13 protein-coding genes and 1 tRNA gene are annotated in these 12,995 nt (G+C 70.8%); 13 read left to right on the top strand and 1 reads right to left on the bottom strand.

Annotated features, from left to right (window positions below; genetic code table 11):
* The first annotated feature begins 440 nt into the window (after window positions 1–440).
* The 5 genes from proB (at window position 441) to AB0E67_RS09525 (ending at window position 6,110) form a co-directional block, all read left to right on the top strand.
* Entirely contained in the window at window positions 441–1,526 is a 1,086-nt protein-coding gene (gene proB, locus AB0E67_RS09545) for a glutamate 5-kinase (protein WP_362023618.1), read from the top strand.
* Between the two features lie 144 nt (window positions 1,527–1,670).
* Window positions 1,671–2,198, top strand: coding sequence for a hypothetical protein (locus AB0E67_RS09540; protein WP_362023139.1), 528 nt, complete (start codon window positions 1,671–1,673; stop codon window positions 2,196–2,198).
* Between the two features lie 297 nt (window positions 2,199–2,495).
* A complete protein-coding gene (locus AB0E67_RS09535; RefSeq protein ID WP_362023136.1) occupies window positions 2,496–3,779 on the top strand; it encodes a glutamate-5-semialdehyde dehydrogenase in 1,284 nt (427 codons plus the stop codon).
* Window positions 3,780–3,856: 77 nt separating this feature from the next.
* Window positions 3,857–4,444 (top strand): hypothetical protein, encoded by a 588-nt coding sequence (locus AB0E67_RS09530; RefSeq protein WP_362023133.1) that lies wholly within the window; start codon window positions 3,857–3,859, stop codon window positions 4,442–4,444.
* Window positions 4,445–4,979: 535 nt separating this feature from the next.
* Window positions 4,980–6,110, top strand: a complete 1,131-nt coding sequence (locus AB0E67_RS09525; RefSeq protein WP_362023130.1) for a hypothetical protein — start codon at window positions 4,980–4,982, stop codon at window positions 6,108–6,110.
* On the opposite strand, the gene AB0E67_RS09520 is transcribed toward AB0E67_RS09525, so the two are convergent.
* Window positions 6,034–7,167: a M48 family metallopeptidase gene (locus AB0E67_RS09520; protein ID WP_362023128.1), complete on the bottom strand. Its 1,134-nt coding sequence runs from the start codon at window positions 7,165–7,167 to the stop codon at window positions 6,034–6,036. The two genes, AB0E67_RS09525 and AB0E67_RS09520, sit on opposite strands and share 77 nt — an antisense overlap.
* A gap of 110 nt (window positions 7,168–7,277) precedes the next feature.
* Here AB0E67_RS09520 and AB0E67_RS09515 point away from each other — a divergent pair, with 110 nt between their 5' ends.
* From AB0E67_RS09515 to AB0E67_RS09480, 8 genes are all read left to right on the top strand, one after another.
* Complete coding sequence (locus AB0E67_RS09515) at window positions 7,278–7,439, top strand: hypothetical protein (RefSeq protein ID WP_199883162.1); 162 nt, start codon at window positions 7,278–7,280, stop codon at window positions 7,437–7,439.
* 83 nt (window positions 7,440–7,522) lie between these two features.
* Window positions 7,523–7,687, top strand: coding sequence for a hypothetical protein (locus tag AB0E67_RS09510; protein ID WP_362023125.1), 165 nt, complete (start codon window positions 7,523–7,525; stop codon window positions 7,685–7,687).
* Window positions 7,688–7,725: 38 nt separating this feature from the next.
* On the top strand, window positions 7,726–8,343 hold the full coding sequence (gene nadD, locus AB0E67_RS09505) for a nicotinate-nucleotide adenylyltransferase (RefSeq protein ID WP_351519841.1): 618 nt from the start codon (window positions 7,726–7,728) through the stop codon (window positions 8,341–8,343).
* Between the two features lie 15 nt (window positions 8,344–8,358).
* A complete protein-coding gene (locus AB0E67_RS09500; protein WP_362023122.1) occupies window positions 8,359–10,272 on the top strand; it encodes an LCP family protein in 1,914 nt (637 codons plus the stop codon).
* Window positions 10,273–10,658: 386 nt separating this feature from the next.
* The gene (gene rsfS / locus AB0E67_RS09495; protein ID WP_362023119.1) at window positions 10,659–11,090 is read left to right on the top strand and encodes a ribosome silencing factor; all 432 of its coding nucleotides are present in this window, start codon (window positions 10,659–10,661) and stop codon (window positions 11,088–11,090) included.
* On the top strand, window positions 11,087–11,740 hold the full coding sequence (locus AB0E67_RS09490; RefSeq protein ID WP_362023616.1) for a histidine phosphatase family protein: 654 nt from the start codon (window positions 11,087–11,089) through the stop codon (window positions 11,738–11,740). The genes rsfS and AB0E67_RS09490 overlap by 4 nt, the downstream gene beginning before the upstream one ends.
* Before the next feature lie 172 nt (window positions 11,741–11,912).
* Window positions 11,913–11,985, top strand: a tRNA-Ala gene (locus AB0E67_RS09485).
* Between the two features lie 722 nt (window positions 11,986–12,707).
* Window positions 12,708–12,941: a hypothetical protein gene (locus tag AB0E67_RS09480; RefSeq protein WP_026277450.1), complete on the top strand. Its 234-nt coding sequence runs from the start codon at window positions 12,708–12,710 to the stop codon at window positions 12,939–12,941.
* The last annotated feature ends 54 nt before the right edge of the window (window positions 12,942–12,995 follow it).

Genomic DNA, 12,995 nt, shown 5'->3' with positions numbered 1-12,995 from the left:
TCCGTTCCCCCCGGCGCGGACGCACGCCGCCTGGAAGGCGGCCGTTTCGAATGCGTTTCCGCAGTTCCGTGCGGACATTGGGCAGCCCGCACAGGTGTGCGGGCGAGGATGTACGCGTACGGGGGAAAGGGCGCATGGGGGGCAGGGGCAATGGCGTAAGGGTGCGAGGCGGGGGGACAGGGCTACGACATCCGTAGGGGGTGGGACGGCCTGTTCCGGGACGGCCGTGCCACATGCGTACCGACACATGTACGAATGACGTATGTGCGAATGCGCTGGGACGCCCGGGACCGGGAGAACCGGGCCCGTGCGTCCACGGGGCGAAACGCGTGGGCGCCCGTTCCCCTCTTTCGCATAGATTGCGGGGGCTGGGCGAGGCCGAATCATTGGGGATGGACGTGTCAGGGGCAAGGCAGGGCGTCACAGAGGCCCGCAGGATCGTGGTCAAGGTCGGTTCCTCCTCGCTCACCACGGCGGCGGGCGGCCTCGACGCCGACCGGGTCGACGCGCTCGTCGACGTGCTCGCCAAGGTGCGCAGCGGCGGGGAGCGCGAGATCGTGCTCGTCTCCAGCGGCGCAATCGCCGCCGGGCTCGCCCCGCTCGGCCTGCACCGGCGGCCCAAGGACCTGGCCAGGCAGCAGGCCGCGGCCAGCGTCGGGCAGGGGCTGCTCGTCGCCCGCTACACCGCCTCCTTCGCGCGGTACGGCGTACGCGTCGGGCAGGTGCTGCTGACCAGCAACGACACCAGCCGCCGCGCCCACTACCGCAACGCCTGCCGCACCCTCGACCAACTCCTGGACATGGGCGCGTTCCCGATCGTCAACGAGAACGACACCGTGGCCACGGACGAGATCCGGTTCGGCGACAACGACCGGCTCGCGGCCCTCGTCGCCCACCTGGTCCGCGCGGACCTGCTGGTCCTCCTCTCGGACGTGGACGGTCTCTACGACGGCGATCCGAGCGTCCCGGGCGCCTCGCGGGTCGCCGAGGTGGCCGGTCCCGAGGATCTGGCGGGGGTCGTCATCGGCAGCGCGGGGAAGGCGGGCGTCGGCACCGGAGGCATGGTCACCAAGGTCGAGGCCGCCCGGATCGCCACCGCCGCCGGAGTCCCCGTCGTCCTCACCTCGGCGAGCCGGGCCGCCGACGCCCTGGCCGGACGCGACACCGGCACGTACTTCCACCGCACCGGGCGGCGGTCCGCCGACCGGCACCTCTGGCTCGCCCACGCCTCCACCCCGCAGGGCTCGCTGACCCTCGACGACGGGGCGGTCCGCGCGCTCGTCGAACGGCACGGCTCGCTGCTGCCCGCCGGGATCGTGGCGGTCGAGGGCGAGTTCACCGCCGGTGATCCGGTGGAACTGCGCGATACCGAAGGACGTCCCGTGGCCCGCGGGCTCGTCAACTTCGACGCGAAGGAGATCCCGCAACTGCTCGGCCGCTCCACCCGCGACCTGGCACGGGAACTCGGTCCGGCGTACGAGCGCGAGATCGTACACAGGGACGATCTTGTCGTTCTGCACCGCTGACAGACCCCCTGAAACGGTTGAAAGTCCCGTCCCAGGACGGAGACCTTCATGAAAACCACCCCATGCCGGGCCGCGGGCTGGTCAACTTTGTAACGGGGACACAGCGGGGTACCGCACAGTAAACGCATACACAGGAGGCCGCCGGTGAGACGAGCGCGCCCGGGGGCGCCGCCCCGAGGAACGGGTGGCCGGGCCCTGACCAGTGTCGGAGCAGGTGCCGACTTCGACGGGAGCCGGTCCGCGGACCATACGGACGACCGGACCACCGGGTTCGGGCCCGCAGCGGTGAAACCGGGGCCGATGGGCGAGGGGCGTGCCCCGGAGCGCACCCCGTCGAGGCTCTGGCACATCACGTTGAGCGTCTCGGGGGTCGAGATCCCGCTCGGGGAGGTCAGACGCGGCCTCGAACAGCTTGCGCACGACCATCCCTTCCTGCTGACCAGCCGGTATGCCAACGACCACGCGGAGATCCGCTACTGGGAGGAGGCCCGCGACCTGCACGATGCCGCGGCGGTCGCGCTGCGGCTCTGGGGAGAGCACCGGTCCACCGCCGGGCTCCCGCCCTGGGAGATCGTCGGTCTGGAGGTCATCGACCGCGAGACGTATCACCAGCGCGTCGCCGAGGGATACGGGCCGCCCCCGGCGGCCCCGGTCGGCGTGCACCCCTTCTGAGCACCCGTACCACCGGCCACGGGCCCCGGGCGCGACTGCCCGGGGCCCCGGCACGATCGGCCAGGGGGCGTCGGCACGCATCCAGGGCGCGGCCCGGTCACGGGTGCTTGCACGGGGCCCGCGCGGCCGGTCGCAGGTTCGCGCACGGCTCGTCGCGCGGGTGCGCGGCACGGATTCCGCGCATGCCCCGCCACGGGCGATCCGGCACGGGTTCCGGGCGTGACCGGCCCCGGGGCAGTTGTCTCGCATCACGGGATACGTGGCGGATGCCCGCGGTGTGCGCACTACGCTGCGGGCATGACCACGCTCTCGCCGTACGACAACATGTCCCCGGTCGCCCAGGCCGCCTACCGGGCGCGCGCCGCCGCCGCCGACATCGCGCCGCTGCCGCGCGCGGCGAAGGACGACGCGCTGCTCGCGATCGCGGACGCGCTGGAGGTGCGGACGGGCGAGATCGTCGAGGCCAACGCCGAGGACGTCGCCCGCGCCCGCGAGGCCGGGACCAGCGAGGCGATCGTCGACCGCCTCACCCTCACCCCGGAGCGGATCCGCGCCATCGCCGCCGACGTACGCGACGTGGCGGCGCTGCCCGACCCGGTCGGCGAGGTCGTCCGGGGCTCCACCCTGCCCAACGGCATCGACCTGCGGCAGGTCCGGGTACCGCTCGGCGTGGTCGGCATCATCTACGAGGCCCGCCCGAACGTCACGGTCGACGCCGCCGCGCTCTGCCTGAAGTCCGGCAACGCCGTGCTGCTGCGCGGCTCGTCCTCGGCATACGCGTCCAACACCGCACTCGTACGGGTGATCCGCGACGCGGTCGGCGGCTCGGGCCTCCCGGCCGACGCGGTGCAGCTGGTGCCGGGCGAGAGCCGCGACTCGGTGCGCGAGCTGATGCGGGCCCGCGGTCTCGTCGACGTCCTCATCCCGCGCGGCGGCGCCTCGCTGATCCGCACGGTGGTCGAGGAGTCCACCGTTCCGGTCATCGAGACCGGCACCGGCAACTGCCACGTCTACGTGGACGCGCGGACCGACATCGACATGGCCGTCGACATCCTGGTCAACTCCAAGGCCCAGCGCCCCAGCGTCTGCAACGCCGCCGAGACGCTCCTGGTGCACAAGGACGTGGCCGCGGAGTTCCTGCCCCGCGCCCTGGACGCGCTGGCCGGGGCCGGGGTGACCGTGCACGGCGACGAGCGGGTCCTCGAACACGCCGCTGGTTCCAAGGCCACCGTGGTGCCGGCGACCCCGGAGGACTGGGAGACCGAGTACCTCTCCTACGACATCGCCGCGGCCGTCGTGGACTCGCTGGACGCGGCCGTCGCGCACATCCGGCTCTGGTCCTCCGGCCACACCGAGGCGATCGTGACCACGTCCCAGGCGGCCGCACGCCGCTTCACCCAACTGGTCGACTCCACGACGGTGGCCGTGAACGCCTCGACGCGCTTCACCGACGGCGGGCAGTTCGGCTTCGGCGCCGAGATCGGCATCTCCACGCAGAAGCTGCACGCCAGGGGGCCGATGGGGCTGCCCGAGCTGACCTCGACGAAGTACATCGTCACGGGCGACGGTCACGTGCGGTGACCGGCTGACCGCCCGGGTTCGGTGAATGTCACGCGGACTCCCTGCCCAGAACGACCCGCCGGGGCTAGTCTGAAGCTGTGCCGGACGACGTGGGGGGCAGGCCGTTCCCGGACGGCTGGGAGCCCGACGACGACCGCGGGGGCGCGGACGAGGACTTCGCCTCCGTGGTGTTCGACGAGGACTTCGTACGGGCCGCCGAGATCCATGAACCCACTGCCGTGGAACGGCTGCTCGCGGCCGCGCAGGCACGGGCGGAGGCCGAGGCGACCCGTTCCCGGGCGGGCGGTGGCCCCCTGGACGACGACTTCTCCGACGAGGGATACGGCCACGACGGCCCATACGGCGGCGAGGGCGTCTCCTACGACCCGATCGACCCCGACGGCGGCCCCTACGGCCGCCACGGAGGGGCGCTGCGCCCCTACCGGGGGTCGGCGCGCTGGCACCGGCCCGTGGCCTGGATCCTCGCCGTGCTGATGGGCATCGGCATGGTCGCGCTGGCCTTCGGGGCGGTCTACCGCAACGCGTCGGGCAACCGGCAGAACCCCGTCCCACCACCCGCCACCACGGGCGTGGACACGGCCCCCGGGCCGGCCCCCACCGTCCTGCCCTCGGCATCGGTCGGTCGGCCGCACCTCACGGCCTCCGCGATCCCCGGCAGCGGCTGACCCGCCCCGACCCGCCTACCGAGCCTCCTCGGGGCCCGGGCCGTTCTCCGCACCGCTGGGCCGACCCTCTCCGTACCCCGTGCTGCTCTCCCCGCGCGGCCGGGGCCTTCCTCCGCGTCTCCGGCTCGCTTCCCGCGCGGCCGGGGCCTTCCTCACAGCACATGGTCCGTGTGCCGGACCTTCCCGGGCCACTCCCGACGCCTGTCCGGCTTCGTGGGGTGGCCCCGTGCCGTGCTCGGGTCGTGTGCCCGGGGCGTCCCCGCACCGCGTCCGGGTGTCCGGGCCTTCCCGTGCCGCTCCCGGACGGTTCTCTCACGCCCCGGGCGGTTCTCTCTCGCCTCCGCGTTTACCGCGGCCGCAATCGACCTACCCTGAAGGTGTGACCCCTCTCTCCGAGGGGGCTTCTCACTCGTCCGCACACGGGTGGTCATGGGGCGCCATGCGCGCCATGACGGGCGGGCCCTGTCCGAAGCCATCGGCCGAGACAGAGCGATGCGTTTCGACCTCGGTCGGTGACGTGGAGTCGGGAGAAGTCATGGCACACCGCGGAGAACCACCAGAAGGGCCGTCCGAGAACACACCGGGCGGCAGTGAGGACGAGTACAGGTCACTCGTCTTCGACGAGTCTTTCGTTCGGGCTGCCCGGCTGAAGGAATTCTCCGCACAGGAACGCATAGCCGATCACACTCCTGCCGTGCGCAGTCTCCCTCCCCGAAGATTCAAGGCCGGTTCCCGAGCCGCCATCGCCCTGGTCCTCCTGATCGCGCTGGCCTTCGGAACGGCCGTGTACATGGGCCTTCGCCACCCCTACCAGACGCCCGTCGGCCGAAAGGCCGAAGTGCTGAGATCGACCGTCGTCCCGCTGGCCCCGCGCGACCCCGTACCCGGCGGAACGGCTTCCGACATCCTCTCCCGGAGCCCCGCCGCACAGTTCGCGAAGGGCGCCGCAGGCATCAACTCGCCGCCGATCAGGGCCACCGACAACTTCTCGGACAACCAGGTGGCGATGGCCCTGGCCACCGTCAAGGACTACCTGGTCGCGTCCTCGCTCGACCCCGACGTCCTCACCGGGCACGCGCTGCGGCCGGTGGAGATGCTGCTCGACCCCGGCCAGATGGCTCAGTTCGAGCGCAGCATGCACCGGCCGGACGACGACGGGCGGCACGCGCCCGCCGGCTGGCTGGTCCGCTTCGACCCGGCGAAGGTGGCCCTGGCCAGTCCCGACATCCGTGTCCGGGGCACGTTGAGCTACAGCGAGGCGGGGGCCGACACGCTGGAGGTGGTGTCGGACCACACCTTCACGTACACGCTCCGCCCCGCCGCCTCCGGATCCCAGCGAATGGGCGGTGCCTCGCTCTTCACCGTGCGGCGCGAGCTGCATTTCCGCTTCGACCGGGAGGACCTGCGCCTGCACCGGCTGGAGCTGCGCACCAGCTACGTCCAGGCCGGGCCGCAGGCGTGCCCGTCGGACACCACGGGCGTCCTGCGGCCCCTGCTCGCCGGTGAGCGCGCAGCCTCCCGCGGTCCCGCGGGCACCGACCCGTACGACACGGGCCGGCCCACGGGGGCGCTCTGCGGAACGCTCGTGGTCAGTTCCCCGTCGGCTCCGGCCCCTCAGGGGCCTGGGGCTCATCCGGCCGCGCCGAGCCCGGGGAGTCACCCGTAGCACCGCCCTTTCCGGCCGCGCCCCCGCCCTGACCGGTGAACTTGTCGCGGAGCCTTCCCCCCAGGTCCCCGGCGCCGCCCGCTATGTCGCCGACGAGCTTCATCAGCGGATCCTTGCTGGTCCGCACCGCGTCCGCGTAGTGCGCCGCGGACTGCCGGAAGGAATCCGTGACCGAGGTGTCCTTGTCCTCCTCCCGCCGCAGGTAGTGACCGTCCATGATCCGCTGGTAGTCGCGACTCTCGGACCACTTCTTCAGCTCGGCCGCGCGCACCGTGGTGAACGGGTGCGAGCGGGGCAGCAGGTTGAGGATCTTGAGCACGGAGTCGCGCAGGTCGCCGCCCTTCTCGTACTCGTCGGCCTGCGCGAGGAAGGCGTCCACGTTCATCTCGTGGAGATGGTTGCCGCCCGCGATCTTCATCAGTCCGCGCATCGATGCCCGCAGATCCTGTCCGACCAGCAGTCCCGCGCGGTCGGCCGACAGCTCCGACTTGCGGAACCATTCGCGCAGTGCTGTCACGATCGCCATGATCGCCACATTGCCGAGCGGGATCCAGGCGACCTTCAGTGCGATGTTCGTGAGGAACAGCAGAATCGTGCGGTACACGGCATGGCCGGAGAGGGCGTGCCCCACCTCGTGGCCGATGACGGCCCGCATCTCCTCCTCGTCGAGCAGCTCCACCAGCCCCGTGGTCACCACGATGATCGGCTCGTCGAGACCGATGCACATGGCGTTGGGCTGCGGATCCTGGCTGACGTACATCGGCGGGACCTTCTCCAGGTCCAGGATGTAACAGGCGTCCCGCAGCATGTCGTTGAGATGGACGAACTGTGCGTCGCTCACCCGGACGGAGTCGGAGAGGAAGAGCAGTCGCAGGCTGCGCTCGGGCAGCAGACCGCTCAGTGTCTTGAAGACGGTGTCGAAACCGCTCAGCTTGCGCAGGGCCACCAGGGCCGAGCGGTCCGCCGGGTGTTCGTAGGCCCGGGACGAGATCCCCGCGAAACGCCGACGCTGCCTGCTCGGCACGTTCTCGCCGCTCTCGTAGTTGTGTTCGGTCATGAATGGGCCCCCTGTTCGTACGAGACGTCGCTCGCCCCCTGACGGATCCCAGCGTAGGCGCTGGGGCTACGGTGTGCGGGGGGCTGTGGACAACTGAGGAGACGCCCGAGATGCCACATACCGTTGCCCTGCTCGCCGCCGCTTCCGAGGACCAGGGGCTCGGTGGCACGTTCCGCATCGTGCTGCTCGCCGCGCTCGTCGGAGCGGTGCTGCTCGCCTGGTTCCTGCTCCGCGGATACCGCGGCAACGGTGATGACGGCGACAACGACTGAGTCGGCGTGAGCACGCCCGGGGCGCCCGCATACGATGTGCGCGACGTCCTGCTTCCGACCCCCGATCGAAGGTCCTGCCGAAGATGAGCCTCACGAGCACCGCGCACCAGCTGGTCACCCTTGCCGCCGAGGGCGGCGAGCACGGTGGCAACCACCCGAGCCTCAACCCGTACATCGTCGGTGGCGGCGCGTTCATCGCGTTGATGCTCCTGCTGTGGATCACCACCCGCTTCAACCGCGACCGCTGAAGCGAAGGCGAACAACTGTGCCAGTAGGCTCTGCACGCATGGAAGAGCAGGAAATGCCTACCGGCAGCGGAAAACGCCGTATCGGCGTGATGGGCGGGACGTTCGACCCGATCCATCATGGACACCTGGTGGCGGCCAGCGAAGTGGCCGCCCAGTTCCGCCTCGACGAGGTGATCTTTGTCCCGACCGGGCAGCCCTGGCAGAAGAGCCACAAGCGCGTCTCCCCGGCCGAGGACCGCTATCTGATGACGGTCATCGCGACGGCTTCCAACCCGCAGTTCTCGGTCAGCCGGAGCGACATCGACCGCAGCGGACCGACGTACACCATCGACACGCTGCGGGATCTGCGCGCGATCCACGGTGACGCGGATCTCTTCTTCATCACCGGTGCCGACGCGCTCGCCCAGATCCTCACCTGGCGGGACGCCGACGAACTCTTCTCGCTCGCCCACTTCATCGGTGTGACACGGCCGGGCCACACGCTCACCGACCCCGGACTGCCGGAGGGCGGCGTCTCCCTCGTGGAGGTGCCCGCGCTCGCGATCTCGTCCACGGACTGCCGCGAGAGGGTCGCGCAGGGGGAGCCGGTCTGGTATCTGGTGCCGGACGGTGTGGTTCGCTACATCGACAAGCGCCAGCTGTACCGCGGCGAATGAGCCAGAGGGGCACCGGTGAACGACCGACAGAACCCGTACGACCCGTATTACCAGCAGCCGCAGATCGTCGGCTACGACGAGTACGGGCAGCCGGTGTACCAGCAGGCCGGACCGCAGGCGTACGACGCATACGACCCGTACGCGTCCCAGCAGACTCAGCACCCGCAGCAGCCCCAGCAGCACTCGTACCCGGCCGACCAGGGTGGCCACGGAACCGGCCAGAGTGGCAACGGCACTGATCAGAGCGGCTACGGAGCGGGTCAGGGATACGGATACGACCCCTACGCCCAGCCCCAGCAGGCGCATCCGGCTCAGTCGCAGACGTACGACCCGTATGCCGCCCAGGCGCCCCAGCAGGCACATCAGACTCAATCCCACCAGCAGCACCAGCCTGAACAGCAGGCGTACGGCGGCTACGAAGGCTACGGCCACGACACCGGCCGGCATGCCGCCGCCGTCGACACCACGCAGCAGTGGAACATCCCGCAGCAGGCGGCGGCTCCCCCGCAGGAGGCCGAGGCATATCCGCAGCAGCGGTCCGCCGCGCAAGCGGTGCCGTCCGGGTCCTCGGCGCCGACCGCCCCGGGGGCACCCGCTCCCGATCGGGCCGAGCCGGAACAGCGGCCGGAGACCGGGGCCGAATCGGAGTCGACGGTCCCAGGGCAGCGCCGTCCTGACTACCGCACCGAGCAGTTCTCCTTCATCGAGGAGCCCGACGAGGACTCCGAAGACGTCATCGACTGGCTCAAGTTCACCGAGAGCCGCAGCGAACGGCGCGAGGAGGCGCGACGCCGCGGCCGCAATCGCATGGTCGCGCTGATAGTCGTGGCGGCTCTCGTGATCGTCGGCGGCGTCGGCTGTCTGTGGTCCGCCGGGATGCTCCCCGGCCTCTCCGACTCGGAGAAGGACGGCATCGCGGCGACCGGCCCGCAGCAGCGGGACGTCATCGTGGTCCACCTCCACGACACCAAGAAGGGCGGCACCTCCACGGCGCTGCTCGTCGACAACGTGACGACCAAGAAGGGGAGCACCGTCCTGCTCCCCAACTCCCTCGCGGTCGCCGACGACGAGGGCGCCACGACCACCCTCGGCAAGTCCGTCGAGGACGACGGCACCACCGGCACCCGCGAGTCGATCGACACGCTGCTCGGCACCAGGATCAGCGGCACGTGGCGGCTCGACACTCCTTACCTGGAGACCCTCGTCGACCTCGTCGGCAACATCGACATCGACACCGACACCGACGTGCCCGACACGAAGAAGGACGCCTCTCCAATGGTGAAGAAGGGGGAGGCGCAGACCCTGAGCGGCCGGATGGCCGTCGCGTACGCCACCTACCGGGCACCCGGCGAGGACGAGGCGAAGCAGCTCATGCGGTTCGGCGAGGTGCTGCGGGGCGTGCTGCGGAAGATCTCGGACGACCCGAAGGCCGCCACCGTCACCGTGCAGACCCTGGCGCAGATCCTCGATCCCTCGCTCCCCGAGAAGGACCTCGGCGCCTCCCTGGCGAAGCTCGCCCGGCACGCCAAGATGGGTGACTACAAGACGACGCTGCTGGCGGCGCAGGCCGACGGCACACTCAGCGACACGGCCGCCGAGAGCGTCGTCAAGGACATCCTGGGCGGCACGGTGAAGGCTCCGGAGGCCGGTGCGGCGGTGCGTGTCGCCATCAAGAACGCCACCGGTGGCAAGGACGGCTTGGAATCCGCCCGGATCAAGCTGGTCAATGGCGGGTACATCTTCGTCGGCAGCAGCGCGACCGAGACGTCGGCGTCGTCCGAGGTGATCTACAAGAAGCCCGAGGACAAGGAGACGGCGACGCAGGTCGCCAAGACCCTGGGGCTGCCGACGAGCGCGGTCAAGCAGGGGAGCCCCTTCTCCAACGCGGTCGTGTCCGTCCTGCTCGGGCAGGACTACAAGGCCAAATGACCTGAGCTGGGCCCCGGGCGCCGGTGCCGGACCTCGGCCACCCGGCCCGGGGCCCGGGATCGGGGCCCGGCCGGTCCCCGTCGCCCGGCCCGGGCGGGTCTCCCTGCCGATGCCGGAAGCTCTCCGAACGTTTGTTGTGTGGGCTGTCGGTGGTCCGTGAGACCCTAGGAGGGTGCTGAAGATCTCGGCCGGGCCCCCGACGCCCGGCGCGTACGTCTGCGGCGCCGCCGAAACGGCCCGACTGCTCCGCCAGGAGGCCGCCCCGGCGGACCGCGGTCGTGCGTACCGGACGGCCGCGTGCCGACACGACCGGGACGAGCAGCAGCCTCCGGGAGGTTCTCAGCGACCCCCGCGAGGGTGAACCGACCGCCGACGAAAGCCTGCTTGTGACCGCCACGGACCGCTCCATCGAGCTCATCAACACCGCCGCCCAGGCTGCCGCCGACCGGCTCGCACACGACATCATCGCGTACGACGTCAGCGATGTGCTGTCGATCACGGACGCCTTCCTGCTGGCCTCGGCGCCCAACGACCGCCAGGTCAAGTCCATCGTCGACGAGATCGAGGAACGGCTCCTGAAGGAGCTCGGCGCCAAGCCGGTGCGCCGCGAGGGCGACCGCGACGCCCGCTGGATCCTCCTGGACTACGTCGACATCGTCATCCACGTCCAGCACAACGAGGAGCGGGTCTTCTACGCGCTGGAGCGCCTCTGGAAGGACTGCCCCGAGATCGAGCTCCCCGAGGACGCCGTCAAGACCCGGGGCAAGGCCGAGGAGCACGCCCAGCTCACCGGCAGCACGGAAGGCGAGCGGAGCTGAACGGCAGCAGGAGCGGCAGGGGCCGCAAGATCGTTCTCTGGCGACACGGCCAGACAGCGTGGAACCTGGAGCACCGGTTCCAGGGCTCCACGGACATCCCGCTCACCGAGACGGGCGTCGGACAGGCCCGACGGGCCGCCCGGCTGCTCGCCTCGCTGAAGCCGCACGCGATCGTCGCGTCCGATCTGCGACGGGCGACCGCCACGGCCGCCGAGCTCGCCACGCTCACCGGCATGGAGGTCGCGCACGACGCGGGACTGCGCGAGACCTGTGCCGGCGCCTGGCAGGGGCTCACCCACGAGGAGATCGTCGGACGGTACGGCGAGGAGTACGCCGCGTGGAAGCGCGGCGAGCCGGTGCGCCGCGGCGGCGGGGAGCTGGAGACCGAGGTCGCCGACCGGGCCGCACCGGTCGTACTCGAACACGCCGACAAGCTGCCCGACAGCGGCACGCTCGTCGTGGTCAGCCACGGCGGCACCATCCGCACCACCATCGGTCGGCTGCTGGGCCTGGAGTCGCACCACTGGGAAGGGCTCGGCGGACTCTCCAACTGCTGCTGGTCGGTGCTCGGCGAGGGCGCGCGCGGCTGGCGACTGCTGGAGCACAATGCGGGCACGCTCCCCGAGCCGGTGTTGGGCGACGACACATAGCCGGGCTCTCGTGGCAGGGCTCTCGCCGGGGCCGGTGCCGTAAGAAGGTCCTTGCGGAGCCCCGGGAGGGCCTCGCGTGGGGCGGCAGCTGCCGGATTTCACTTTCTGGCTGGTCACAGGCTAGAGTTCTTCTTGTTCGCGGGGCGGAAACGCAAGAAACAAAGCGAACAGCGGGGCTATAGCTCAGTTGGTAGAGCGCCTGCATGGCATGCAGGAGGTCAGGAGTTCAATTCTCCTTAGCTCCACAATCAAGGATCCCGTCCCTGTCAGGGGCGGGATCCTTGCGTTCCTGTCGACATGGAGTCCTTGGCTCCGTACGGCTGCGCTGCTCAGCCGCTCCGCCGCTCGGCGCCAGGTTCTGCGGCGCCCGTCGCGACGATGTCCGCCCGTTCTCCTCCGTCCCTCGTTCCTCTTTCCGGTGCCGCCCGAGGGTGAGATGCCCTCGGTGTCGGTCCTGTTGACGTGCCGTCACCGTCCACGTTCCTCTTCAGCGGTGTCCCCTAAGGGAGTTGGCGTCGTGTGGCCGCTCGCTCCCGTTCCGGCCAGGCTGCTCCGTGTGGTGCGGCCGTGTCGTACGACGGTGGTCCGGGCGGGTCGGATCGCGACCTGTGCGATGCCAAGGGGCTCTGCTCACCGGCGGATTCGCCCCGGCGGATCCCGGGAGGCGGGGGCTTGGCCGGCGCTCGGGAGGCGGTGGTGACCGGCCGGATCCGCGGTGGGCTGCCCCTCTTGCAGGCTCATGGCAGAATCGGAGCGCCGGAGGGGGCTACGGACCGAACGGGAGGGAGCGCGCGCGATGCCTGCGAGCCGCCACGAGGTCCCGAACCTGGCCCTTGTCCCCGGACGTCGCATCCGTACCCGCGGCACTCGTGCCGACCGGCCCGCCGGTGGCCGGCCCCGCGCGCGCGGCGCCGACGGCCGGATCCTTCACGTGTCCGCCGTCGGCGAGCGAAGCCGGAGCTGACCCATGGGTGCTCACAGGCGGAAGTGCGACTGGTGCGGCAGCGGTACGCCCATCGTCAGGGACATGGACCCGGTCAATCCCGAGTACCAGTACTGGTGCGAGGAGTGCGCCCGGGCGCTGATCATAAAAGGCGACCCCATCGAGACCTACCGGGAGCTGGAGGGAGAGCCGATCTACGGGCGGTTGCTGGACGAGCACTGCACACTCAAGCGCTTCTACTCCTTCGCCACCGCCTGAGACCGCGTAACAGGTGGCTCATGGCGCCGACAAAACAGGTCGGATCCGGTCAGG

The organism is Streptomyces sp. NPDC032161 (assembly GCF_040636995.1).
GTDB lineage: Bacteria > Actinomycetota > Actinomycetes > Streptomycetales > Streptomycetaceae > Streptomyces.
The sequence above is the reverse complement of the archived record's forward strand: the minus strand, read 5'-3'. Positions and strand labels throughout refer to the sequence as shown.